The sequence below is a fragment of the Anaerohalosphaeraceae bacterium genome (genome assembly GCA_037479115.1).
In the GTDB taxonomy this organism is placed as follows: Bacteria; Planctomycetota; Phycisphaerae; order Sedimentisphaerales; family Anaerohalosphaeraceae; genus JAHDQI01.
Genome location: JBBFLK010000012.1, coordinates 72158 through 95156, shown reverse-complemented (window position 1 = coordinate 95156; position 22999 = coordinate 72158). Strand labels below are relative to the sequence as shown.

Here is a 22999-nt window from a genome sequence, read left to right as displayed (position 1 = left end):
CGCAAGGGCGGGGAAAAAAGAGAACAAAAACCCTATCCCCATCTTCCCCGGGCTTACGCCCGGGGCTATTTCCCTCGCCAAGCCCCACCATCCCTGCGATTTGTTCTCTGAAGCTTCTGCGAAGGGAGAAAATCCCCCCTTTCGGCAAGGTTTTATCCGAAAGGTTCACAAAAACCGAATTTTTTCCCAGAAATCCCCCCTCGCTGCGCTATTTCTTAATAGAGTGCCCGACCTGCAAGCAGGACAGGCAGACGGTATCTGTTGGCCCGAACCTGGGGGGTGCAGATGAGCAGACTTCGGCAGGTGCACCAGCCCCGCCGGCATCGACCAAAACGACAACCGGGCAGCCGGACTTTCCGAATGTGGAGAGTCGGCACGAACCCGGAAGAAAGACGCAACCCAGTGCTTTAGAGGGGAAAAATGAGACCTTATAAAAAAATTCTAACGCCCCCTGACCTTCTTGCGGCGGCCATACTCCTTTTGTTCCTGTCAATCCCTTTGCACGCCGCCGTTGTGATGCTCGGCGATTTTGAGGGAACCATGGACGGCTGGACGGCGGACGGCAGCGTTTCGGTTTCGTATTCCACGCAGGGGGTCACCGCCGGAGCTTCCTCACTGCGGGTCGTTTTCCCCAGCGGCTGGCTCGGCGTCCTGAAGAAAAACATGCTCCCGCAGCCGGACCTGCTGAAAACCATGACCGCCATCCGGCTGGATGTAACCACACGAAACGAAGCCGGTCAGATTCCCGGAGGATGGCTGAATTTGTTTTTTATTATCAACAGCCAAACAGGCGGCTGGCAGCAATTTAATCTGGGCTATCCCGGCGTACCGTCAGGCCCGAGAACCGATACGCTGACCGTAACCATTCCCCAGAGTGTTCGCGACACGTTTATTCAAAACGGGACCGGCGGCTGGGCCGAATTTTTCCTCATTACCAATTCCGGTTCCGGCGGCGGAACGCTCTGGCTGGATAATATCCGCGCCGTAATCCCGGACTCCGGGAATGTAACCATTCAAATCAGCGCCGATGCACCGATTCGCACGATTCCGATGACCCTGTACGGTGCCAACCTGCAGTCCTGGGACGGTGCGCAGGCGGGAACCAATACAACTTTTAACAATTTAATGAAGGCGTCCGGACGAAAATATTTCCGCATTCCGGGCGGCTCCTGGGGCAACGGCCATCTCTGGAGCGATATCGAAGGTCCCAACGGCACCGCCGCCTGGAAGGTCAGTTATACCGAATACCTGAATCTGATGGCGGCGCTCAGCCAGCCGGGCGAAACCATTCCTCCGACCCTGCAGCCGATCGTGAACTTTCCCGGCTGGTGGTACGACACCCTTCAGGACGATACCCCCTATGATGAGGAACATCAGAATTATGAGATTGCTCACCAGAACGCCGTCAATGCGGCCGTTGCCTGGGTCCAGGACCAGACCGCCCGGCCTGTCTGCGCCCAATACTGGGAAATCGGCAACGAAATCGGCGGCCCCTGGGAAGTCGGGTGGTTCGAAGGCATCAGCGGAACGTATTACGGCGACAAATTCGCCGATTTCTATCTGGCAATGAAGGCTGTCAATCCCTCCATCAAAATCGGCGCCTGCGCCGAACCCAAACACGAACTTCAGCCGTGGGGCTGGTATGTGGGCTACTGGACTTATGATACGCTTGTCGCCGCCGCCGCCAAGAATGCGGTTCCCGACTTTCTGATTATTCATTCGTATCCCGGTTCGGGTCAGCCCGCCTCGTACAACCCCACGCTCTTAAGTACGGACATCGACAACATCGGGCTCTATACCTCCAGTCTGAACAGCATTGTCCAAAACGCTCTCGGAGCACAATATGTCGGTCAGATTCGCTATGGAATGACGGAATGGGACGCCGGCGGACATGACAGCTACGACCGCGTCAGCTGCTATGTGAACGCCCTGTTTCATGCCCAATACATTCTGGAAATGGCCAGGCACAACTGGGACCTGTCCAACCCCTGGATTCCCGAGTACGGAGCCAATTTCCGGGTCTATCCGGTTTGGTATGTCAATCCGATGCTGATTCATCATTTCGGACGGCATATGGTGCAGGCCTCCAGCTCCAATACCCCCCTGGTCCGGGCGTATGCGGCCAAGGATGACCAGGGGAACCTGACCATCTTTGTCTTTAACAATTCCCCCAGCTCGGACATTACGGCGGATATCCAGATTACCGGTTTTTCCGCCGGCCAAAACGGTCAGCAATGGCTGCTGGAGCCGGACGGGGCCGTCATCGCCGGCGGCGTCAATATCCAGGACAAAGACGACATCCGCATCAACGGCGTTCTTCATCCGGACCCCCTGGCGGCTCCTTTTTACGCCCCACAGGCGTTTCGCTCAGGAAATACCTTCCAGATTACACTGCCGGCAAGCTGCATGATGCTGATGAAGATTCCCCCGCCCAACAGCGACACGACTCCCCCGGCCGCACCCACAAGCCTGACAGCTGTCTTAAACGGCATCAATATCCGGCTGGACTGGGACGACAACACCGAACCCGACCTGCGGGGCTACCATATTTACCGCTCGTCAACCGCCGGCAGCGGGTACCAAAGACTGAACGCCTCCGTTCTGACCGAGTCCAGTTATCTCGATACCGCCGTTGTCTCCGGCCAAACTTACTATTATGTGGTTCGGGCCGTAGATACCGCCTGGAACGAGTCCGATGTTTCCAATCAGGCCTCCGCTTCTGTTCCCAAAACGGCACTGGGAACCATTCTTTATGAACGATGGGACGGGATTGCCGGTTCCTCGGTCTCTTCGCTGACATCGAACCCGGCGTATCCGAACAACCCGTCCTTTGTGGGTCGGCTCACCGCCCTCGAAGGCCCGAGCAATATCGGAGAGAATTACGGCACCCGCATTCGCGGCTATCTGTATCCGCCCGCAACCGGCACCTATACCTTCTGGATTGCCGGGGATGACAACTGCCAGCTGCGGCTGAGCACCGACGGCAGCCCGGCCAACGCCGTCCTGATTGCCTCAGTCCCCGGCTGGACAGACCCCCGCCAGTGGAACAAGTATTCTTCTCAGCAATCCAGTCCGCGCACGCTGACGGCCGGACAGAAATACTACATCGAGGTCCTGCACAAGGAATACACCGGCGGGGATCACATCGCCGTCGCCTGGAGCGGACCGGGATTCACGCAGGAAGTCATTGCCGGAAACTACCTGTCGCCGTGGCAAAGCGGCCTGTACGGCGACTTCAACAGCAGCGGTTCCGTCTCCATCGAAGACCTCATGCTCCTGGCGGACGTCTGGATGTCAAACAATTGCGTTCTGACTTCGGCAATCGACCAAAACGGCGACTGCGCGGCTGACCTTTCGGAGTTTGCGGAGTTTGCACGAAACTGGCTGAAATAAGAAGCGGAGGGACTTTAAATGATGAAAAACCGATGGACCTTGCTGCTCTGTCTGGGCGCCGTTCATCTCGGCGTCTCCAAAGCAGCGGAACGTTCCCCGCAGGAAACGGCGGCGTTTGAACAAAAACTCGTTTCCGTTGTCCCCAGTGAGCGGCAATATGCCTGGCAGCGCAAGCACGACGTCTATGCATTTATTCATTTCGGTCCCAACACTTTCACCGGACGGGAATGGGGAACAGGCACGGAGAGTCCTTCCGTCTTCCAGCCGACCGCTCTGGATGCCCGCCAATGGGCCGGGGCCCTGAAATCCGCAGGGATGACGATGGCCGTTCTGACCGTCAAACACCACGACGGATTTTGTCTGTGGCCGTCGCGCTACACCGAACAGTCCGTCAAAAACAGCCCCTGGAAAGACGGCAAGGGCGATGTGGTTCGGGAATTTGTCGATGCCGTCCGCGCTGAGGGGCTGGAGGTGGGCATCTATCTGTCGCCGGCAGATTTATTTCAGCTGGAACATCCGAACGGCTATTACGGAAACGGCAGCCCCGCCGTCGATTCGGTCATCCCGACAGACCCCGCTTCCTTCCAAAGCAATCCGCTGATCCCCCGCCCGGCTCCCCGGGAGGGATTCGGGGCCGGTGTAACCTACCGATGCAGGGTCGATGACTACAACCGTTATTTTCTCAATCAGCTGTACGAACTCCTGACGGAATACGGCCCCGTAGCGGAAGTCTGGTTTGACGGGGCCGTCCCCAAAACCAAAGGCGGACAAAAATGGGCCCTCCGGGAATGGACCGAGCTGATTCGCCTGCTTCAGCCGCAGGCCGTCATCTTCAACCGCGGGCCGGATATCCGATGGGCCGGAAATGAAAGCGGCACAGCCCGGGAAATCGAATGGAGTGTGATTGGTCTGGACAAGCCGCTGGAGGAATTCGAGTGGCCGGATATGACGGACCCCGTTCTGGGGGCTCGCGACAGACTGGCCAAGGCCGCGGCCCTGCACTGGTATCCGGCGGAAGCCAACACATCCATTCTGCCGGGCTGGTTCTATCACAACGACAACCATATGAAAACTCCGGAAGAACTGATGGACCTGTATGAACGCAGCGTCGGACGCAATGCAAGCTTCATTCTGAATATTCCCCCGGACAAGCGGGGGCTGTTCACGGAGCCGGCGGTGGCGACCCTGAAGGCCTTCGGCGAACTGCGTCAGACTCGTTACGGACAAAACCTGGCGGTCGGAGCAACCGCCTCCTCCGCCAGCTTCCTGCCGGACCATCCCCCTTCCGCCGCGGTGGACGGAGACTACGAAACCTGGTGGGAAGCCGCCACAACCAGCAGCGCCGACGGGCCTGTGATGCTTCACATTACTCTTCCGCGGCAGGTGACCTTCCGGCGGATTGTGCTTCAGGAACAAATCCGCCGCAGCCAGCGGGTGGAGGCCTTTTTTGTCGAAGCCAAAGGTCCGGACGGCCGGTGGACCAAACTGGCCGAAGCCGCCACCATCGGCTATAAGCGCATCCTCGCGGTGCCGGAAACCAGCACCACCGAACTGCGGATTCATTTTGTTATGTACAGGGTGGCCCCGACTCTCGCCTCCGTAGAACTCTATTATTAAAAACACTTGCATCCCGGGTCCCTGAACGGGTATGATAGTCGGCGTCCAGGTGAAATCAGGGAAGGGATAAACCCATGGAAACCTGCAGGTACCTTCAGGGCTGCGCCTTTTTCAACGACCCCTCCGTCCAGCGGTTTCAGACGCTTTTTGACCAGCTGAAGGCCGACTACTGCCACGGGAACTTTGCCGACTGCGCCCGCTATCAGGTCGCCAGCCGCATCGGGCGGGAACATGTGCCGACGTCGATGCTGCCGACTCAGCTGCAGTGGGCGGATATGATTCTGCGGCGGCATACAGAGACTGCCTCCGGCCAGGAAGCCTAACCTGAAATCGTCGGCTTTTGCTCGGCAGATTGGGAACCGACAAAAGCGGCGATATCATTGTTTACTCTTTCCTTCAACCCCTTCTTCCGAAAAAATTCTTCCTGCCCATCCTGAATGCAGAGGCTTCGAATGACTGTATTTCAGAAATAACTTGGGTTTTGTTTATTTCTTCAGCGGAATCTCCGGATGAAACCAGACAAAATAGGCCGGTCGGGCATTCAGACGCGACAGAACAAACCGGATGCGTGCAAGCCCCTGCGGCATCTGCCGGCGCCGGCCGTACGGGCCGAGAAACCGTTCCACCGCTTTTTCCAGCGGTTCCCGGACGGAAGAGGGCAAAGCGCGGATTCGTGCATCCGCTTCGGCGGCATCCGTCCAGAGGTCCTCCGGAATGCCCGCCTGAACCAGCTGTTCAGCCAGAAGCCGGGCCTGGGGGCGAGGCGGGATGTCTATCTTTCGCATCCCCGCCTGTTCGAAAAAGCGGGCCATTGAGCCCATTACAGACACTGCCTCCACCATTGGCACTTTCACCAGAGACATCGTTTCCCTCACCAGCCGGGCCGCCAGACCCAACCCGCGAAAGCGCGGGTCTATAATCACTCGGCTGATTCGCCGCACACGCTGATTGAGTCGCTCCAAACGCAGCCGTTTATCCGGAATCGAGAAAAAGTCCCCCGCCGCCTGACGGCGGGCTGCACAGTTCAGCAGAGGCATCGCATAGGTAATAATCCCTATGGGATATGTAGAAAAGGAGGGCCCCATTAGGGTTTTATGACAGAGTTTCCACGCCGCCGCGTACGGCTGTCGGCCCAAAGACCGATAATGCATGGCGGACATCCTCCGCACCTCCTCCGCCGAAGCAGACATGAGAAACAGACCGGAAAAAAACGCATTTGCGCCATATTTCTGCACGTTTTATAGCCCCTTCCAATTTTGAAAGAAAACTCTGAAAAAAGTGATTGCTGCGGCCTTCTCAGGACGATAAGAAACTGTACTGATTTATATATAGGGATATATACGGATACCAATCGAACGACACCTTGGCGAAATCCCATTTTGCTTCGGGGTTGTACCCGGAAACATTCGGAGCATGGGAACTGAAAAGAAGGAAGCTGCCAAAATGAAAAAAACCTGCACCCTGATTGAACAGTGCCAGTTTTTGATTCAGAACGAAGAAAGCATGCCCAAACTGAGAAATCTGTTTCGGGAACGGTATTGTCTGGGGTCATTTGAGCAATGTGCCCGCTATCAGGTTGGAATCTCAACCGGCCTGAAAAACGTACCGGAATATATGCTGCCGACCCAAAATGACTGGGCCTGCCAAATCATTCAGGAAATCAAATCGGAAGAGGTAGAAGCCCAAGTAAGCCAGCCCTCCTAACGCGATACAGATTTCAGCCCTCGCCTGCGTATCGCCGCCTGACTGACCGGCAGGTCAGCAGGCGGCATACCTTTGGGGCCGGGATGCTCCGGGGCCCGGACTGCAAGCACCTCCGCACAAGCCGGTGCATCAAAGCGAATGAGAATATCCGGCTCAAGAAAGCAGGCCGAGTCCTCCCGTGTTGCGGCGGCCAAAAGAATCAGCCGGCGCTGCCGAATCAGTCGAGCCGTTTGAAGGGCCAGCACTGCCGCTCCGGCAAAGTCCAGACAAGAACCGAATTCATCCGCAAAAATCACGAGCCGTCCGCTGCGAAGGGCCTGCAGAAGGCGGTAGCGATACTGCTGGCCGGTGCTCAGATGCGCCGGAGGCCGCAGAAGGGCAAAGACATCCGCCAGCCCTGCCTGCGTCAAAAGCCGCAGCGCCTCATCCAGCGGCTCCTGGACACAGTCAATCACACTGCGTTCAGACTCGAGGACAATCTCCTCCAGCCAAATCCGCGACTCGGCATCTGCCTGCTGAAAAAATTGACGCAGAAGGAGGGTTTTGCCGCTTCCGGACGGGCCTGTGAGCAGACAAATCTGTCCGGCAGTCAGCTCCACCGAAATGGGAATGGAAGGAGACTGCTCCGGCAAATCCTGACGGTCCAGCCCAAACCGACGCATCAGCTGAGCAGCCCGGGGGCCCCACGGAATAAATCCCGGACAGTCGAGTGTCGCCGTCAGACGCATCGTCGGTGTCCTTGGAAAGCAGCAACCGGTCCTGGTTCACGAACTTCCTTTTCCCGTTCCACCAGCCCCTCCAGCCGGTCCAGATGACGCTGGAGGGCATACCGCGAAATGCCCAGAAATCGGGCAATCGCACGACGGCTTTTTTTCTGGACATAATAACAACGGGCGATGCTCATCTGCAGGTCTGACAGCTCCATCCGATGCTGAAGACAAATCTGATACTCCGGGGAAAAAAGCCCCTGAACCCGGGCGCGAATCCGACGGGCGATGGTCGAGGGGCTTTTTTGCAGAATGACGGCCGCCTTGCGAACGGACATTCCCTGTTCATAAATCATTTCCAGCAGGAGCCGGTCGGACAGCTCCAGCCACTCCAGCCGCCGGCAGATTTGTTCAGCCGCATCCCGAACGAGTTCCCTGTTCCCCCGAAACCCGACAGGCCGATCGGGCCAATTCTCCAAAGCACCGGCTCTCCAGCAGCCCATTGGTTCTCCTTTCTGCCGCCTCAAATCCTTCTATTTTTTCACCGCCGATATTGTCTTATAAATTATGAATCTTGTCAAGAAGTATGTTTGATATATATCTAACTTTTTCTTTAAAACCTTTTTCTATCCTGCTTTATCGATTCAAAAAAACAATTAATCGACTTTCAAAACCGAATTCAGGGTTCCGTAGGGGTTAAACGTATAAGCCCCATTGTCCTTATCTTCCAGCCAGCAGCCGTCCACCAGGAACTTATACTCATAATAACCCGCTGTCAAAGGAACCGTCAGGGCGTATTCCCCGTTTTTCTGCTTGGTCATCGGTACCGGCTTCCACTGATTGAAAGAGCCGGCCAGGGCAACCTTTTGGACCTTTCCGGCGGGTTTATAGACAAAACGAAATTCTCCTTTTTTCTTTCCTGCTTTTACCATGTCAGACACTCCCTTCATCTGTTCATCGGTTTTTTGCACTCTGCGACACAGGGTGCAACAAAAGCTCCCCAAACCGATTTCTGCTCTTCCATCATAATTACCGCAGGTTAAAAGACAAGATAATCTTCGCAGGAGCTTTCCTTATTTCTACCGCCGGACAACCTCAAATGTTCACCGATTTTGTCCGAAACTCCCCCTGTTCCGGGATATAAAAGACAGTTTTCCTTCAAAATATCACAGGCCATCCGTGAATAATCCCCCGTTAAAAACGGCCTGCCTCCGGCACTGTCTTCGGAAAAGATTTCCGGGATTGTCTATATCCGGAAAATCTTAAGCCCATTATAAACAGAGACTTAAAAAACGAGACGTCTTTGGTGTTTCTTTGCGGAAACGCTGAAAAAAAGAAAAAATTTTCAAAAAACCGATTTTCCGCGAAAAAAGATTACACCAAAAAGCCGATTATTTGTCATAAATACTATAGATAGACAACGACTTCAACACCCTCCTCCGAAGCCAGATTTCGCTCTCGAGCGGATCTGGCTTTTGTCTTTGAGCGTCTTGTTTCTCAAAAAAGGGAAAATTTTTTGTTCCCGCGCTTGACAAATCCCTTGGAAGACGTTTCAGTAAATTTCGGCAGTAACGGTGGAGGGTGCGGCCCATAGCGCCAGGAGAGGAGCTGTGGGCCGACTCTTTGCGCCGGCTCCTTCCTGTCTGCTCCCCGTATCCCCTCAAAAAGAAGCGTTTTCTCAATGTTACGGCGGAAAATGTTTCTTTGGAATATCCTGAAATCGGATATAATAATCAGATAACTTCCGGAGTCTGCGGTATATGACATCAGAAGACCCGAAAATCGCCGGCCAATCCAGGTCTTCCACAGAATGCTCCGTGCAAAAAATTCTGGAAGAACTGACGGCATTGCGTCTTCGTGCCGAGGAAAACGAACAGAAGTTTCGGGCCCTCTTTGAAAACGCACTGGATGGAATTATGCTGCTGGACTGCCGGACCCGCCGCTTTCTGATGCCCAATCAGCAGATGTGCCGGATGCTCGGCTGCACCCCCGAAGAGATTGAGCAGATGACGCTTCTGGATATCCTTCCGCCTGATGTCCACCAGGCAGCCCTTGAACACTTTGAACAACTGGCCGCCGGGCATCCCCAGCAAATTTCCGCCCAGTCTATTCGGCGCAAAGACGGACAGATTTTCTATGCGGATATTTCCGCCGCTCTCTTTTGGCTGAACGGGGCCCCTTACGCAGTGGGGATTTTCCGGGATGTAACCGAAAAACAGCGGCGCCAGCAGGAGCAGCTCCGGCAGCAGCAGGAGCTGGACGCCGTCTTCCAGGCGGTCCCTGTGGGCATCAGCCATGTGCGGAACCGCATCTTTATCCGGGTCAACAAAATCTTCTGCAGTCTGTTAGGGTATTCCCCGGAGGAATTAATCGGACGGGACACCTCCTGCCTGTACCGAAGCCGGGAAGAGTTTGTGTTCTGGGGACAGTCGCTGTACTCGCGTCTGGAGACCCAGGGGGAGGTGATGGACGAGCTGACTTTTCAGCACAAGGACGGGCATCTGCTTTCCGTGCTGCTGCGGGGCGTGTATCTGGACCCACAGGACCGCTCCAAAGGCGAACTGTTTGCCCTGACAGACATCACCGGACGAAAACGTACGGAACGGGAACTGCGGGCGAAGAACGAAGAGCTGGAGAGCATTGTTTTTGTAGCGTCCCACGATTTGCGCGGGCCGCTGGTGAACATTGAGGGCTTCTCCGGGGAGATTCAGCGGGCCGCCGAGGAATTAAAAAACATTCTCAAAACGTCGGATATCCCGAAGGAAACCGCCGAACGCATTCTCCAGATTCTCGACAGAGACATTGCCGAATCGCTCCATTTTATCTCCGCCGGAACCGCCAAGATGGATTCCCTGCTAAGCGGTCTGCTTCGCCTGTCGCGTGTGGGCACGGCCCCGATTCGGATTGAGCCGATTCGAATGAACGCCCTTGTCCAGCTGATTCTCGGCTCAATGCGGTATGAGATTCGCCGCCTGGGAGCCCAGATTTATTTGGAGTCTCTGCCGGACTGTCTGGGCGATGCCGTCCAGGTCAATCAGGTGTTCAGCAATCTGCTGGACAATGCCTTAAAATATCGCCGGCCGGATACCCCGCCGGAAATCTGGCTCAGCGGACAGACAAACGGCAATGAAGTCATTTACACAGTCCGGGACAATGGTATCGGCATCGACAGAGAACATCACGAGAAGATTTTCGAAATCTTTCATCGGCTTTATCCGGACGGCCCCCAAAAAGGAGAAGGACTGGGACTGACGATTGTCCGCCGGATTCTGGACCGGCTGGATGGGCGAATCTGGGTCGAATCGGAACCGGGGGCGGGTGCCTCCTTCTTTGTGGTCCTTCCGGCGGTCCGATAACTTCCCGGAATTAACAAATATCCCTTTCTTAATATTAAAAAAGGAAAAATAACCCGAAAAAAAGGAATTTTTCTTTCATTTTCTGAAATCCAATCGCCGACATAAGGAAAAGCAGAGAAACTGCGCAAAGTAAGAAAAATTTTTCGTAGAAAATGCCGGAGACTTCAACATTTTGTATGGTTTGTATGAGAAGTCTTCGGTAAAATGGTGCGAGAATTGTCTGCGCCCAGCCGAAGCAGAAAGGGAGAAATGCGTATGAAAAACATACCGATTCTCAGTTTGGCTGTCGCAGGGATCGCGTTGATAGGCGGCGGTTGCGGAACAACGGATTATCGAGCCCAATGGGCCCATGACCGCTGCGAACGGGTTCTGGCTCAGGCGCGTCTGGAGGCCGTGCAGGAACTGATGGCCGCCGGACAAACCGAACAGGCCCAAAAAGTGCTCTCACGCTACGTTCCAAAAGCGGCCCTTCCAATGAGCGGTGCCCCACTGCTTGCCGCGGACGATGACGGGAAAGGAGAACTGCCCTCCCAATACGCCCGTCTGAATCTCGAAAGCGAACTGGAAGCGCAAAATCAGACCTGGTAAGGTCGGACTGAGCAAGCGACCCTTACGGCGTACAAAAGAGAGCGCAAAGACCGGTGCAGGATTTCCCGGCAGAAGGGGAATCCTTATTTTTTTGCGCTCGGCTCGAATCCTCCGCAAACCGGAAATCCCTCTTTTCAAACAACTCTTCTTATGGTTCATTATTGCCAGAAAAAAAGGAATGAACCCGGGAGGCTGAAAGGAAACAGAATGATTCACAGACAATTTCTTTGTTGGGCATTGAGCACGCTTTTGTTGGCCGCGGGCTGCGAAATGGTCGGGCAGCCCAAGAAACTGACCGCCGGGCCGCAAGTGGCTCATACAGTCTTTTTCACCCTAAACAATAACTCCATCTACGCCAAACAGCAGCTGGTCCGCGATGCCTATGCGTGGCTTCGCAGCCACGAGGGGGTGGTGTATTTTGCGGCGGGCGAGCGGGCGGTCCAGATGCAGCGGGCGGTCAATGAAACCGGGTTTGATGTGTGCCTGCTGATTGTCTTTGACAGCGTCGCCGCCTACGACGCCTATCAGACCTCCAAAAAGCACCTCGAATTCATCCAGCGGAACGAGGCCAACTGGAAGCAGGTCCGCGTGTTTGATTCCCTGATTCAGTAAGCTGCTGTCTTCGAAAGCGGAAAGACTTGCTTTCGGCGACAGGAAGTGCTATGCTGAATAAGGTTTTTTGAGGAGGACAGGAGATGAAAGGTCGATATTTTGGAGCGGGGGTTGCCTTTCTGGTTTTGTCTTCGCTCGTCTCGGCAACGGCGCTGGATGATTATGTGGCGATGCCGGATGCGTCGTATTCCTGGACTCAGGTCGGCAGCGGGACCTACGATTCCGCCACCTTTACAACCGCTTTTACCCTTCGCCTGAATTCCCAGCAGTGGCGGAACAGTTCAGAAGTAGAGCCCAGCCAGGTCCTTTGGAGGCACTGGGTAACCGTAATTGTTCCTTCCTCGGTCCTGGGCCCGACCCGTTCGACTGCCCTGCTTTTGATTAACGGCGGCAGCACCAATGACCCCGCCCCGGCTGCTGACAGCCAGATGCGTCTTTTATCGATGGCCACCCGTTCCCTGATTGTAACCCTCACGGCCGTGCCCAACCAGCCCATCCGGTTCCTGGATGAGTCCTTCTCCCGCAGCGAGGATGAGATTATCGCCTACACGTGGGACAAATTTCTCAACGGCGGCGATTCATTCTGGCCCGCCCAGCTGCCGATGGTCAAGTCCGTCAAGGCCTGTATGGATGCCGTGCAGGCCTTTGCGGCCTCGCAGGGCAAGACCGTAAATGGGTTTGTGCTGACCGGCGGGTCCAAGCGCGGCTGGACGGCCTGGCTGACGGCGGCCGTGGACAGCCGCGTCATTGCGGCTGCTCCGATTGTCATCGACCTGCTGAACATGGAGCGCTCTTTTGCTCATCACTGGGCCTGCTATGGATTTTGGGCGCCGTCGCTGGCTCCCTATCAGCAAAAAATGATTTTTGACCGATTTGATTTGCCCCGAACGGCCGAACTGCTGGAGATTGTGGACCCCTATCGGTACCGCAGCCGCCTGACCCTTCCCAAATACATCATCACCGCCTCCGGCGATGACTTTTTCGTGAGCGATTCCGCCCAGTTCTACATCCGCCAGCTGTCCGGAGAAACTCTTTTGCGAACCGTGCCGAATTCCAATCATTACCTGGACGGAGTGTACAGCAGCGTTTTTGCCGGGCTGGTCCCCTTTTATGACGCGGTGCTGAACGGAGCCGCCCGACCGAATTACAGCTGGACCGTCCAGCCGGACGGCAGGACGATTGTCCAGACTTCGACGACGCCGACGGCGGTCAAACTCTGGCAGATTACCAACCCGACGGCACGGGATTTTCGGCGGCTGACCACCGGCCCCAACTGGACGTCCACGCCCCTAACCGACCAGGGCGGCGGGGTGTATATCGGGCAGGTGCCCGTGCCGCCGCAGGGCTGGACGGCCTATTTTGTTGAGCTGACCTTCCCCGGCAGAACCGTCGGCGGCATCCAGTATCCTTACCTGTTCACCACCGAAATGGTTGTAGTCCCCGAAATCCGGCCGTTCGAGACCGACTTCAGCCGAGACCGAACCACAGACCTTCTGGATTTGGTCATCTTCAGCGAGCACTGGCTGACGAGCAATCCGTACCGGGACCTGTACCCGCGTCGCGGCGGCGACGGACTGGTGAATCTGAACGACCTGGCCCTGTTTGGACTGCACTGGCTTGAGTCCTTCTGAGCGGCCGCCTGCCGACGGACACTGTAAAACTGTTGCACAAATCGTCTGTGCGGGGTATTTTGTCTTTTTTAAACGACAAGGACCCGTCTATGGCGAAAAAAACCCGCAGACGTTCGGAAAAAGCCGGCCTTCCGCCCGGGACGCTCGTGCATACCGGAGAACGGCCGCCGGAGGCCACCGTCATTACGGTCTTTGAATACAGCCCCGATTCGGTTGTTGAACGCAAGCCGGTCCGTTTGGAGGATTGCTTCAAGCCGCAGCCCCTGCATACGGTCCGCTGGATTAATATCGACGGTCTGGCCGACATCAGCGTTATCGAAGGCATCGGACGCCAGTTCGGCGTTCATCCGCTGATTCTGGAGGATATTTTAAGCACCGGCCAGCGCCCCAAATGCGATGACAGCACGTCCCATCTGTTTGTCGTCTTTCGCATGCTGCAGTATGCGGACGCCGATCAGAGGATTCAGTCAGAGCAGGTGAGCATCCTGCTGGGACCCGGTTATGTCGTCTCTTTTCAGGAAAGCGAAGGCGATGTGTTTGACCCGATACGCGACCAAATCCGGACCGGGCGCGGACGTGTCCGCAGCATGGGAGCCGATTATCTGGTCTATCGGCTGATGGATGCGGTTGTGGATGGGTATTTCCTGATTCTGGAGAAACTGGGCGAACGGGTCGAGGCCCTCGAACAGGAGGTGATTAAAGAACCGTCGGAGGAGACGCTCAACCGGATTTACGCCCTGAAACGGGAACTGATTTATCTGCGAAAATCCGTCTGGCCGCTGCGGGAGGTCATCAGTCAGATTGAAAAAACCGCAAGCCCGCTGATAACGGATTCGACGGAACCGTATTTTCGCGATGTCTATGACCATACGATTCAGGTAATGGATTCTGTGGATACCTTCCGCGATACGGTGTCGGGGCTTTTGGATATTTACCTGACCAGCATCAGCAATCGATTGAATGCGATTATGAAGGTGCTGACGATTATCACCACCATTTTTATTCCCCTGTCCTTCATCGCCAGCATTTATGGAATGAACTTTGAATATATGCCGGAACTTCAGTGGCGCTGGGGGTATCCGGCTGTGCTGGCCGCAATGGGGCTGATTTTTTTGGGAATGCTGTATTTCTTTAAGAAAAACAAGTGGCTTTAACTGTTCCTGAAGAACCAAAATGACCGAAAGCTGGATGAATTCGTTCTGGTTTGCCTGGATTGTGCTTCCGTTTCTGATTTTCATTGCCCGCATAGCGGACGTGACGATTGGGACGATTCGTCTGATTTTTGTTGCACGAGGAATGAAGATTCTGGCCCCGCTGGCGGGCTTTTTTGAAGTGCTTATCTGGCTGATTGTCATTGGTCAGATTATGCAGCATCTGGCCAATCCGCTCTGCTATATTGCCTATGCCGCCGGATTTGCGGCGGGAAATTTTATCGGAATGATGCTTGTGGACCGGCTGTCGCTGGGCAAGGTGCTCATCCGGATTATCACTCAGAAAGACGCCGGCCCGCTGGTGGATTCCCTCAAACAGCACCAATTCGGTGTGACGGTTTTGGACGGCCGGGGGGCCCAGGGCAAGGTGCAGGTGATTTTTACGGTAGTCAAGCGGGCCCACATTGAGGATGTGCAGCGGTTGATTCGTCAGTTTAATCCGCAGGCCTTTTATTCGATTGAAGAGGTCGGGGATGTGGAAAAAGGGGTTTTTCCGGCGGAAAAGACCCGATGGAAAGCCGAATGGCTGCGGATGCTGATGCCGTTTCGAAAGGGGAAATAAAGACTTCTTGGGTCTTGTAAAAAGGGCCGCGAGGGGGTCGCCCCGCGGCCTGTGTGTAAACGGGGGTCTATCGACCCCTTTTAGGGTACGCATCAGTGTATAAAATGGATAATCTCTTTACAAGCCAAGAGGCGTTAAAATAGAGAAGACATCAAGATTTTGCCCCATCCGACCGGATTTTATCGGAAATTCACCGAAAAATTTTTTCAAAAAATCAGGCGCGCATGTAGAGGCCGCCGTTGACGGCAATGTATTCACCAGTAATGAAGTCCGCCTCCCGGCTGGCCAAAAAAAGCATCACTTTGGCGACGTCTTCGGCGGTGCCGTTGCGTCCGAGGGGGGTTTCCTGGGCAACCTTCTGTTTGCGTTCGGGTGTGGAAAATCGCTCGTGGAAGCGGGTTTCAATCAGGCCCGGCACGACGGTATTGACCCGGATGCCGTAGGGGGCGAATTCGCGTGCCATCGCAATGGTCATCATATGCACCGCGGACTTGGCGGCGGCGTAGATGCCGGAGCCGCCTCCCCCGCCGTGATGGCCCGCCACCGAGCCGACATTCACAATAGAGCCGCGGGTTTTCTTCAGATGCTCCAGGGCAAACCGTGTTGCCAGAAAGACGCTGCGGCAGTTGGTTGCAAAGACATCCTCATAAAACTCCAGTGTCATCTCTTCAATGGAGCGGCGGGCCAGCATCGTGCCGGCGTTGTTAATCAGAATATCCAGTCCCCCGGCTGCATTGACAAAATCGCCAACAAGCCGCTGGACCTGCTTTTCATCCCGCATATCCGCGCAAAGCAGACAGCCGTCGGAAACGGCTTTGACCTGCTGAAGCGTTTCCTGGCCGCCGGAACGGGTTTGGAAATAATGGACGCCGACGAAACAGCCCTGGCGGGCAAAGGCGACTGCGGCGGCCTGACCGATGCCGCTGCTGACCCAGTCACCAAAACGCGCTTGCCTTTGAGGTCTTCGTAAACAGCCATACCCTTCCCCGGCAGTGCCGCCCTGTTTCGCATTAATGAGCGACCGGCTGGCCCAGAAACTCCTTCAGTTCCGCCAGTTTCTCCTCGAGCAGTTCAGGCGTTTTGGCCTCGACATTCAGCCGCAGGAGCGGCTCGGTATTGCTCGGGCGGACGTTGAACCACCAGTCCTTAAACTGCACGGTGATGCCGTCGAGGTCATCGACCTGCCCCTGGCTGTATTTGCGGGCCAGCTCCTTCATCACGGCTTCTTTGTTTTCCACCTCAAAGTTCAACTCGCCGCTGGAGGCATACCGGCGAAGCGGGGCAATCAGCTCGCTCATCGACTTGGTGGAGGTACCGAGAATATTGAGCAGATGCACCAGCGTAATCATGCCGGAGTCGGCATAGAAATTGTCGCGGTAATAGAAATGGCCGCTCAGTTCGCCGCCGAAGCAGGCGTGGCTGTCGCGGAGGGTTTTCTTCATAAAGGCATGGCCGACCCGTTCGCGCCGGGGCGTGCCGCCGTGTTTGATAATCTCTTCGGGCACGACATGGCTGCTGCGGAGGTCATAAACGATGGCCGAGCCGGGATTTTTGGCCAGGAAATACGGCACCATCAGGGCTGTCAGCAGGTCGCAGCCGATGGTGCGGCCCTGCTCATCAACCACCATCAGCCGGTCGGCATCGCCGTCGAAGCACACCCCGACATCCGCGTGCTTGTCCCGGACAACCTGACGCAGCTGGTTCAGGTTGGCTTCCACAAGCGGGTTGGGGTCGTGAACAAACGTGCCATCGTGCTTGAGATTGATGCCGATCAGTTCGAGATTGTCCACATCGCCGAAGATAGCAGGCACCATCTTGCCGGCCATTCCGTTGGAGGCATCCACCACCACCCGAAGCGAACGGCGGCTGGGCTCCAGAAACTTCAGTACATGATGCTTGTACTCGCGGGTCAGGTCGCACCGTTCCACGGAACCGTCGGGCCGGCCGAGGGTGTGCAGCAGAGCCGTAGCAATGTGCTTAATATCTTTCAGGCCTGTATCGGCTCCGATGGGTTTGGCCTGCTGGCCGGAAATCTTAAAGCCGTTGTACTTGGCCGGATTGTGCGAGGCGGTCACCTGGACGCCGCCGCAGGTGCCCAGATGATTGATGGCAAAATACATCTGCGGGGTGTCAATCATCCCGATGTCAATGACATTCGTGCGGGCGGCATTCATCCCTTCAATCAGGGCCTTGGCCAGGGCCGGGCTGTGCGTGCGCATATCATAGCCGACGCAGATGCTCTGGGCGTTGGCCAGACCCCGCTCATAGCCCCGCAGCATCGAGCGGAGGAACTGGGCCGTGGCATGCCCGATTTTCCAGGCGGCTTCCTCATCCAGCTGGTCCGGATAGATTCCGCGAATGTCATAGGCCTTAAAAATGGCAGGATTCATTCGACATCTCCCAAAACGTAAGGATTTCCACCGAGACCCGCCTTCGAACAGGCGGTACGTTCCATCATAAGCGTATCTTATGCCCTTCAGAAGCCCCTGTCAACAGACAAATCCGAGCGGTTTTTTTCTTATCCTGATGAAACAACTCGTGTTAAAATAACCGCCGGCTGCTTGTCCAAAAGAGCCGGAAATGGAGGCCTTTTATGAGCGTCAAACTTCCGTCGGTCTGGTTTCGAAAGCGGCTGAAAACCGAACTGCCCATCCTGGAGGCGGAGGGGCTGCTGTCCGCTGAGCAGGCGGCGGCTTTTCGTCAACACTATCAGTTGGACTCGCTGGCATCGGAAGGCACCCGGGCCCTGCTTACAACGATTTATATCATCGGAGCCACACTGGTCGGCATCGGGATTATCAGTTTTGTGGCGGCTCACTGGACCTATCTGAGCCGTGAACTGAAACTGACGTTGATTTTAGGGGCGATGCTGGCCGCCCACATCAGCGGGTTTCTGCTCTGGAAGGTCAGCGGGCGCTGGCCCAATCTGGGCCATACCCTTGTGCTGCTGGGAACGCTGATTTTCGGGGCCAATATCGGCCTGGTCGCCCAGATTTTTCACGTGCAAAGCGACCCTTACAACGGCTTTGCGGCCTGGACGCTCGGTGCCGTCGCCGTTGCCTGGGCGGTTCGAAGCGTTCCCAATGCCGTGCTGGGACTGATTACGACGGCCGTTTTCGGATTTGGAAATCTGTTGACTCGTGATGCTTCCCCTCTGTTCAACTGGTTTGTGCCATGGGTTCTGATTCTTTTTGTTCCGCTGGTTTATTATCTCCGGTCGCAATGGGTGCTGTGGGGCACGCTTCTGGTGAGCAGTTTTTTCTGGCCGATGTCGATTCAGAGTTTTCTCAGATACAGCCATTCCGAATATGCCTTTGCGGCGGCGGCCTCACTGCTCGGATTGGTGTTTTTTTGCTGGGGTCTGGCGGGGTGGAAAAGTCCCCGCGGACGGTTTGTGTCTGTGCCCTGCTGGACCGTCGGGCTTTTCTGGAGTCTTTTGGCAGTTTTCTTGACCTCGTTTCTTGACTACGCCAGAGATATGGTTACAGAAGCCATCGGAAAGAATGAATTGTCCGGTCAGGTTCCCCTGCTGATTTCCGTCGGGATATTCTCCGCGGCTGCTGTCGGACTTGCGGTATATTCCGGGCCTGTTCTGAAAAACCGGCTGCCGGTGTTTTTTCTGGTGCTGTCGGCGGCGGCCTTTGCTGCAACAGCCCTGCTGCCGCAGATAAGCACCCTCGATATTGTGCTGGTTGCGGCCAACCTGCTTTTCCTTTTGATGACGGGGGCCCTTTTTTACAGCAGTCTGGTGCTGGAGGACCGTCGGATCTTTTGGGCCTCGGTTCTGGCGGCCGCCGCCTACATCCTGGCCCGCACGCTCGAGTATGAAACCGAACTGCTGCTGAAGGCGGCGGTGTTTGCCGGCTGCGGCATCGCCCTGATTGCCGGCGCTGTGCTCTTTGAACGCTATCTGCGAAAGAGGAGGTCCGCTCATGGCTAAACAAACCGTTTCCTTTGCACTGGCGGTCGGGCTTCAACTGGTGATTCTGGCCGCTGTCCCTGCCCGGCAAATTTACGTCCGACTGACCGGAACACTGATTACCATTCGAACAGCACCGGTCGATCCGTATGATTTTTTGAGCGGCTACCACGTTGTGCTGCGCTATGAGATTTCACAGGTTTCCGAAGAGCAATTGTCCGCCGTGTCTTCTTCGAAGAAGCCCTCCACAACGGTGTATGCCGTGCTGAAAAAAGGCCCGGAAGACATCTGGTCGCTCGAATCGCTGTCGCGAACGCTTCCGAACAATCTTTCTCCGGAGCAAATTGCCGTCAAAGGCACTGTCATCAGGGACCAAATCGAGTACGGCATTGAAAACTTTTACATTCCGGAAAAGGACCGAGACGAGCTGGAAAGGGCCCTGCGGAGCGGTCGCGAACGGGCGCTGGCTCAGATTCGCGTGGACAAGTATGGAAACGCCGCCCTGATTCGTCTGATTGTGCAAGGCAAAACCTACGATTATTGAGCCGCTTCGGTGTTATTGTACGGGGGTCTTCAGCTCGGCCACCAGCCGGCGTGTGGAGGGACTTTGGGCGGACTGGGCCTGCTTGAACGACGGGACTGCATCCGGATAGAGGGTTTTGAAGAGTTCGTTATTGCGGACGATTTCCTTGAGGGCATCGGATTTTTCCCGCGCCTGCCGGAAAAAGGCAGCGGCTTTCAGTCCCCACGCCCCGCCCAGCAGGCCCGCCAACGCCAGGCCCAAATCCAGCAGCCCATCCGCCATCGACCACGGCTCCAGCTCGGCGGTGGAGCTGTCGGCTTGTGCCCGGGCTGCCATGGGTCCTGCGGCAGCCAGAAGCTCCTGTGCCGTCAGCGCAGGCCCCATTTCCTGCGGCAGACCGTAATCGGCCGCAAAGGCACAACTCTGCTGATAAGACAAAGCCGTCAGGTCCTGCAGCAGTGCAGAAGTTTGTTCCGAGACGGCCTGTTCGGCGGCCAGCTGGGTCGTCCGCAGGTGGAGCCAGGCGTTTTGTTTTTGGGCCTGCGTAGCGGGCCTGCGAAATCCCTCACAGCCGCCGGCGAGAATCAAAAGCGTCAAAATCACGTTGAACCTGTTCATAGTCGCCTCCTTTTTTTTCTTGATTTTCCCTGTCTTTTTTCCTATTCTGTTAAATGGATTCGAAGGATTCATCGATGAGAACCGGAACACTGATTCTTTTAACAGTGCTGTTTGCCCTCGTCGGCATCGTCCTGATTGGAGGGGGGATCGGCTATCTGATTTGGGATGCCAAAAAGCAAAAGAAAGCGGCCCAGCGAAAGGCCCGGTATCAAACCCCCGCCGGATTTGGAGCATCTTCCCAGCCGACCCAGGGACACAGCCCCGCCTCAAAATGAAGAGGAAGACTTTGCGGACTCGACGGCCCGCAGGCGGTATTCCTGCGAAAGGACCTTTTCCTGCAGGGCATCGAGCCGGCCTGTAAACCGCTCCTGATTGTTCAGCAGCAGTTTGACATCATAGGCCACACGGTCCAACTGCCGCTGGAGATTGACCCAGGTGCCGACAATCAGCCCCGCCAGCGTCAGGAGCTGAATCAGAACAGACAGATTGATTTTTCGATCCAGGTGCCAGTGCTGTGCTTCCATCGGTGCATTCCTTTCTGCCCCGTTATTTCCGAGACATTTTCGGCGACAGCGGAGTCAGCGGTTTTTCGATGATTGTGCCGTCTTCTGAAAGAAACCGTACAATTGTCCGGCGGCGAATCAGTTCGGCGGCCTGTTCATAATACTGCTGCTTGCTTCGATAGAGCGCCTCGGTCTCTTTGTTCTGCACCAGCGAGGCAAAGACCATCGCCAGAACCATCCGAACGGACAGGATGCGCAAGGGTTCCGTGCTGAGCAAATCCTCGAGGCGAAAGGCCGCATCGGGCCGGCCGGGAGCAATCGGAAGGGCTTCCATCAGCAGACGGGCGGCTTCGGCGGCCTGGGCATCAAACGTGCCGATGCGGTAAAACAGCGACGTGCCGGTCCCGGCGGGAATCGGCTCGCTTTCCGGATCAGCCCGAAAGACGGAAAGGGTCAGCTGCGAGGCGCCGTCCACTCGCACGATTTCGTAAAGCCCGTCGAGACTGCCGACGCCGTCCGACAGATAAATCAGATGCCCCGCCTGCACCTGTTTGGCGGGGAAATTTTCACCGGCGGCCAGAAAAGCGGTGCCGGAGACCTGTCCGTTCTGGCCGCGGGCGAGCGTCTGGCCCGCAAACGTCGTGCCTTTGAATATCATCGGTTCATAGCAAAACAAATCCGCATCGCTGGAGAAGGCAACTTTCATAAGCCCGCATCATCTTTCTTTTTTTCGGATTTCGAATTTAGAAATTAGGATTTCGGAAAAGAGGCGGATTCTGCGGACCTCCTGGTGCCGTTCGCGGTGCCCTGCCGCAGAACCCGCCCGATGTTTACTGACAGGTCAGCCCGCGAATCAGACCGTGGGCGGCCTCGTTCTTCAGTTCGAGGGTGTACTCGCCGATGAGCTGGCCGCATTCATAATCGCCGCGGCTGGCCAGCGGCTTGTAATGGAAGCTTCGTCCGGCCAGGGGCAGAACGCTGATGCGGCTGGAATCCAGCAGCAGAACGGCATCCTGCGGCACCCATCGGGTCGTCACAATTCGGCACAGACCGAAATCGCTTTCATAGAAACTCACCTGATCGCGGTAGGCGGTATCTGCCGGCCCGAAGGAACGCAGTCCCGTCAGAAAGCCGTTGATTTTTCGCTTCTGAAAACCGTTGACGACAATCAAATCGACGGTCGAAGAGCTGGTTTCCCAGATTTTGCGAAGAACATAATTGATTTTCGGTTCATCCAGGTCATTGCCCTGCGGAAAGCCCTGTGCGCCGACGGAATAGACGTGGGTCTGCAGGTGCTGGATGATGCCGCGCAGGGTTCGGCGGACGGTTTGGCTGCCCTGGGGGGTTGAGGCGGGCTGGCCGCCGTTGATGACGGTGTTTTCGAGGTCGCGCAGCAGTTCGCGAAGCCGCATCTGTTTCTGATAATCCATCTCATCGGCCAGCCCGATGGGACTGGCGGCCAGGTCCGTGCCGCTGACTTCGACGGACTGGGTAAAAATCTGCGTCCAGTTACTTTGCCGCTGCCGGCAGGTAAAACGGGCCTGGGGGCGTTCGTCCCCTTCGAGCGCGGCGTTGCCGAGAATATTGACCGTCTGCCCGTTCACCAGGGCCGAGCGCGGCGTGCCGGCATATCCCCGGATGACGGTGAGTGTATTGCCGGACACCTGCGTAACGAGCATCAGTTCCTGTTTGCCCTCCATCTGAATCTGATCGCCTGCTCGAAACCGCCCGCCGTCGCTCACATCAAACTGGGTCTCGTTCAGCGGGTCCAGCAGCGACGAATCGCTGATGGAATCCTTGTTGGGCAGCAGCGCATCTTCGAGCCATTCGTGGCGGGTGCTGGCGGCGCTGCGGGCCGGGTCGCCGAGGGCGTCCAGCAGCGGCGTTTCATAGGGGGAAATAATCCCGACCAAATCCGATACGTCCTCCGCCAGTTCGGGCAGAGCGGGGCCGGCGCTGTAGGTTGCTTTTCCGGTAAACGGCATAATCAAACTCCTTTCTTTGAAAAAACGAATTTCAAAACGCGAACTTCGAAATCAAAATGATTGGGTCTTG

Annotated in this window: 23 protein-coding genes; 13 read left to right on the top strand and 10 right to left on the bottom strand. The window is 56.0% G+C overall.

Annotation, left to right across the window (positions count from 1 at the left end):
* Positions 1-420: 420 nt before the first annotated feature.
* The 3 genes from WHS88_07610 to WHS88_07600 all read left to right on the top strand — a co-directional run bounded on the left by WHS88_07610 (position 421) and on the right by WHS88_07600 (position 5333).
* On the top strand, positions 421-3393 hold the full coding sequence (locus WHS88_07610; protein MEJ5260038.1) for a PA14 domain-containing protein: 2973 nt from the start codon (positions 421-423) through the stop codon (positions 3391-3393).
* Between the two features lie 18 nt (positions 3394-3411).
* On the top strand, positions 3412-5010 hold the full coding sequence (locus WHS88_07605; protein MEJ5260037.1) for an alpha-L-fucosidase: 1599 nt from the start codon (positions 3412-3414) through the stop codon (positions 5008-5010).
* A 74-nt stretch (positions 5011-5084) separates the two neighbouring features.
* Positions 5085-5333, top strand: a complete 249-nt coding sequence (locus WHS88_07600; protein ID MEJ5260036.1) for a hypothetical protein — start codon at positions 5085-5087, stop codon at positions 5331-5333.
* Positions 5334-5495: 162 nt separating this feature from the next.
* Here the strand turns inward: WHS88_07600 and WHS88_07595 are convergent, their stop codons facing one another.
* On the bottom strand, positions 5496-6170 hold the full coding sequence (locus WHS88_07595; GenBank protein ID MEJ5260035.1) for a hypothetical protein: 675 nt from the start codon (positions 6168-6170) through the stop codon (positions 5496-5498).
* Between the two features lie 283 nt (positions 6171-6453).
* Between WHS88_07595 and WHS88_07590 the strand changes: the two genes are divergently transcribed.
* Positions 6454-6714: a hypothetical protein gene (locus WHS88_07590; protein ID MEJ5260034.1), complete on the top strand. Its 261-nt coding sequence runs from the start codon at positions 6454-6456 to the stop codon at positions 6712-6714.
* Here WHS88_07590 and WHS88_07585 read toward each other — a convergent pair.
* The 3 genes from WHS88_07585 to WHS88_07575 form a co-directional block, all read right to left on the bottom strand.
* On the bottom strand, positions 6711-7442 hold the full coding sequence (locus WHS88_07585) for an ATP-binding cassette domain-containing protein (protein ID MEJ5260033.1): 732 nt from the start codon (positions 7440-7442) through the stop codon (positions 6711-6713). The two genes, WHS88_07590 and WHS88_07585, sit on opposite strands and share 4 nt — an antisense overlap.
* Positions 7433-7924 (bottom strand): helix-turn-helix domain-containing protein, encoded by a 492-nt coding sequence (locus WHS88_07580; GenBank protein MEJ5260032.1) that lies wholly within the window; start codon positions 7922-7924, stop codon positions 7433-7435. The genes WHS88_07585 and WHS88_07580 overlap by 10 nt, the downstream gene beginning before the upstream one ends.
* A gap of 153 nt (positions 7925-8077) precedes the next feature.
* A complete protein-coding gene (locus WHS88_07575; GenBank protein MEJ5260031.1) occupies positions 8078-8353 on the bottom strand; it encodes a glycogen-binding domain-containing protein in 276 nt (91 codons plus the stop codon).
* An 828-nt stretch (positions 8354-9181) separates the two neighbouring features.
* Here WHS88_07575 and WHS88_07570 point away from each other — a divergent pair.
* From WHS88_07570 to WHS88_07545, 6 genes are all read left to right on the top strand, one after another.
* Positions 9182-10777, top strand: coding sequence for a PAS domain S-box protein (locus tag WHS88_07570; GenBank protein ID MEJ5260030.1), 1596 nt, complete (start codon positions 9182-9184; stop codon positions 10775-10777).
* A gap of 255 nt (positions 10778-11032) precedes the next feature.
* Positions 11033-11365, top strand: coding sequence for a hypothetical protein (locus WHS88_07565; GenBank protein ID MEJ5260029.1), 333 nt, complete (start codon positions 11033-11035; stop codon positions 11363-11365).
* Between the two features lie 207 nt (positions 11366-11572).
* Positions 11573-11977: a Dabb family protein gene (locus WHS88_07560; protein MEJ5260028.1), complete on the top strand. Its 405-nt coding sequence runs from the start codon at positions 11573-11575 to the stop codon at positions 11975-11977.
* Positions 11978-12060: 83 nt separating this feature from the next.
* The gene (locus tag WHS88_07555) at positions 12061-13608 is read left to right on the top strand and encodes a PhoPQ-activated protein PqaA family protein (protein ID MEJ5260027.1); all 1548 of its coding nucleotides are present in this window, start codon (positions 12061-12063) and stop codon (positions 13606-13608) included.
* An 89-nt stretch (positions 13609-13697) separates the two neighbouring features.
* Positions 13698-14762, top strand: coding sequence for a magnesium/cobalt transporter CorA (gene corA, locus WHS88_07550; GenBank protein MEJ5260026.1), 1065 nt, complete (start codon positions 13698-13700; stop codon positions 14760-14762).
* 19 nt (positions 14763-14781) lie between these two features.
* A complete protein-coding gene (locus tag WHS88_07545) occupies positions 14782-15381 on the top strand; it encodes a DUF2179 domain-containing protein (GenBank protein MEJ5260025.1) in 600 nt (199 codons plus the stop codon).
* A 214-nt stretch (positions 15382-15595) separates the two neighbouring features.
* Here WHS88_07545 and WHS88_07540 read toward each other — a convergent pair whose 3' ends face one another.
* Positions 15596-16300, bottom strand: a complete 705-nt coding sequence (locus tag WHS88_07540) for an SDR family oxidoreductase (protein ID MEJ5260024.1) — start codon at positions 16298-16300, stop codon at positions 15596-15598.
* A gap of 91 nt (positions 16301-16391) precedes the next feature.
* Positions 16392-17771: a phosphomannomutase/phosphoglucomutase gene (locus WHS88_07535; protein ID MEJ5260023.1), complete on the bottom strand. Its 1380-nt coding sequence runs from the start codon at positions 17769-17771 to the stop codon at positions 16392-16394.
* Between the two features lie 203 nt (positions 17772-17974).
* Here WHS88_07535 and WHS88_07530 point away from each other — a divergent pair, with 203 nt between their 5' ends.
* Both WHS88_07530 and WHS88_07525 read left to right on the top strand, forming a co-directional pair.
* A complete protein-coding gene (locus WHS88_07530) occupies positions 17975-19321 on the top strand; it encodes a DUF2157 domain-containing protein (GenBank protein ID MEJ5260022.1) in 1347 nt (448 codons plus the stop codon).
* Positions 19314-19844 (top strand): GDYXXLXY domain-containing protein, encoded by a 531-nt coding sequence (locus WHS88_07525; protein MEJ5260021.1) that lies wholly within the window; start codon positions 19314-19316, stop codon positions 19842-19844. The genes WHS88_07530 and WHS88_07525 overlap by 8 nt, the downstream gene beginning before the upstream one ends.
* A 12-nt stretch (positions 19845-19856) precedes the next feature.
* Here the strand turns inward: WHS88_07525 and WHS88_07520 are convergent, their stop codons facing one another.
* On the bottom strand, positions 19857-20441 hold the full coding sequence (locus WHS88_07520; GenBank protein MEJ5260020.1) for a hypothetical protein: 585 nt from the start codon (positions 20439-20441) through the stop codon (positions 19857-19859).
* Positions 20442-20515: 74 nt separating this feature from the next.
* Between WHS88_07520 and WHS88_07515 the strand changes: the two genes are divergently transcribed.
* Positions 20516-20716 carry a hypothetical protein gene (locus WHS88_07515; GenBank protein MEJ5260019.1) on the top strand — a complete coding sequence of 67 codons (201 nt, stop codon included), beginning with the start codon at positions 20516-20518 and terminating at the stop codon, positions 20714-20716.
* Here the strand turns inward: WHS88_07515 and WHS88_07510 are convergent.
* The 3 genes from WHS88_07510 to WHS88_07500 all read right to left on the bottom strand — a co-directional run bounded on the left by WHS88_07510 (position 20708) and on the right by WHS88_07500 (position 22929).
* Positions 20708-20965: a hypothetical protein gene (locus WHS88_07510; protein ID MEJ5260018.1), complete on the bottom strand. Its 258-nt coding sequence runs from the start codon at positions 20963-20965 to the stop codon at positions 20708-20710. The genes WHS88_07515 and WHS88_07510 overlap by 9 nt on opposite strands.
* 22 nt (positions 20966-20987) lie before the next feature.
* Entirely contained in the window at positions 20988-21650 is a 663-nt protein-coding gene (locus WHS88_07505; GenBank protein ID MEJ5260017.1) for a hypothetical protein, read from the bottom strand.
* A gap of 124 nt (positions 21651-21774) precedes the next feature.
* Positions 21775-22929, bottom strand: a complete 1155-nt coding sequence (locus WHS88_07500) for a DUF5309 family protein (GenBank protein MEJ5260016.1) — start codon at positions 22927-22929, stop codon at positions 21775-21777.
* Positions 22930-22999 lie beyond the last annotated feature (70 nt).

Excerpts from the sequence above, each read along its gene's own strand:
- WHS88_07610 (MEJ5260038.1), top strand. The coding sequence starts at position 421 with ATGAGACCTTATAAAAAAATTCTAACGCCCCCTGACCTTCTTGCGGCG.
- WHS88_07605 (MEJ5260037.1), top strand. The coding sequence starts at position 3,412 with ATGATGAAAAACCGATGGACCTTGCTGCTCTGTCTGGGCGCCGTTCAT.
- WHS88_07600 (MEJ5260036.1), top strand. The coding sequence starts at position 5,085 with ATGGAAACCTGCAGGTACCTTCAGGGCTGCGCCTTTTTCAACGACCCC.
- WHS88_07595 (MEJ5260035.1), bottom strand. The coding sequence starts at position 6,170 with ATGTCCGCCATGCATTATCGGTCTTTGGGCCGACAGCCGTACGCGGCG.
- WHS88_07590 (MEJ5260034.1), top strand. The coding sequence starts at position 6,454 with ATGAAAAAAACCTGCACCCTGATTGAACAGTGCCAGTTTTTGATTCAG.
- WHS88_07585 (MEJ5260033.1), bottom strand. The coding sequence starts at position 7,442 with ATGCGTCTGACGGCGACACTCGACTGTCCGGGATTTATTCCGTGGGGC.
- WHS88_07580 (MEJ5260032.1), bottom strand. The coding sequence starts at position 7,924 with ATGGGCTGCTGGAGAGCCGGTGCTTTGGAGAATTGGCCCGATCGGCCT.
- WHS88_07575 (MEJ5260031.1), bottom strand. The coding sequence starts at position 8,353 with ATGGTAAAAGCAGGAAAGAAAAAAGGAGAATTTCGTTTTGTCTATAAA.
- WHS88_07570 (MEJ5260030.1), top strand. The coding sequence starts at position 9,182 with ATGACATCAGAAGACCCGAAAATCGCCGGCCAATCCAGGTCTTCCACA.
- WHS88_07565 (MEJ5260029.1), top strand. The coding sequence starts at position 11,033 with ATGAAAAACATACCGATTCTCAGTTTGGCTGTCGCAGGGATCGCGTTG.
- WHS88_07560 (MEJ5260028.1), top strand. The coding sequence starts at position 11,573 with ATGATTCACAGACAATTTCTTTGTTGGGCATTGAGCACGCTTTTGTTG.
- WHS88_07555 (MEJ5260027.1), top strand. The coding sequence starts at position 12,061 with ATGAAAGGTCGATATTTTGGAGCGGGGGTTGCCTTTCTGGTTTTGTCT.
- corA (MEJ5260026.1), top strand. The coding sequence starts at position 13,698 with ATGGCGAAAAAAACCCGCAGACGTTCGGAAAAAGCCGGCCTTCCGCCC.
- WHS88_07545 (MEJ5260025.1), top strand. The coding sequence starts at position 14,782 with ATGACCGAAAGCTGGATGAATTCGTTCTGGTTTGCCTGGATTGTGCTT.
- WHS88_07535 (MEJ5260023.1), bottom strand. The coding sequence starts at position 17,771 with ATGAATCCTGCCATTTTTAAGGCCTATGACATTCGCGGAATCTATCCG.
- WHS88_07530 (MEJ5260022.1), top strand. The coding sequence starts at position 17,975 with ATGAGCGTCAAACTTCCGTCGGTCTGGTTTCGAAAGCGGCTGAAAACC.
- WHS88_07525 (MEJ5260021.1), top strand. The coding sequence starts at position 19,314 with ATGGCTAAACAAACCGTTTCCTTTGCACTGGCGGTCGGGCTTCAACTG.
- WHS88_07520 (MEJ5260020.1), bottom strand. The coding sequence starts at position 20,441 with ATGAACAGGTTCAACGTGATTTTGACGCTTTTGATTCTCGCCGGCGGC.
- WHS88_07515 (MEJ5260019.1), top strand. The coding sequence starts at position 20,516 with ATGAGAACCGGAACACTGATTCTTTTAACAGTGCTGTTTGCCCTCGTC.
- WHS88_07510 (MEJ5260018.1), bottom strand. The coding sequence starts at position 20,965 with ATGGAAGCACAGCACTGGCACCTGGATCGAAAAATCAATCTGTCTGTT.
- WHS88_07505 (MEJ5260017.1), bottom strand. The coding sequence starts at position 21,650 with ATGAAAGTTGCCTTCTCCAGCGATGCGGATTTGTTTTGCTATGAACCG.
- WHS88_07500 (MEJ5260016.1), bottom strand. The coding sequence starts at position 22,929 with ATGCCGTTTACCGGAAAAGCAACCTACAGCGCCGGCCCCGCTCTGCCC.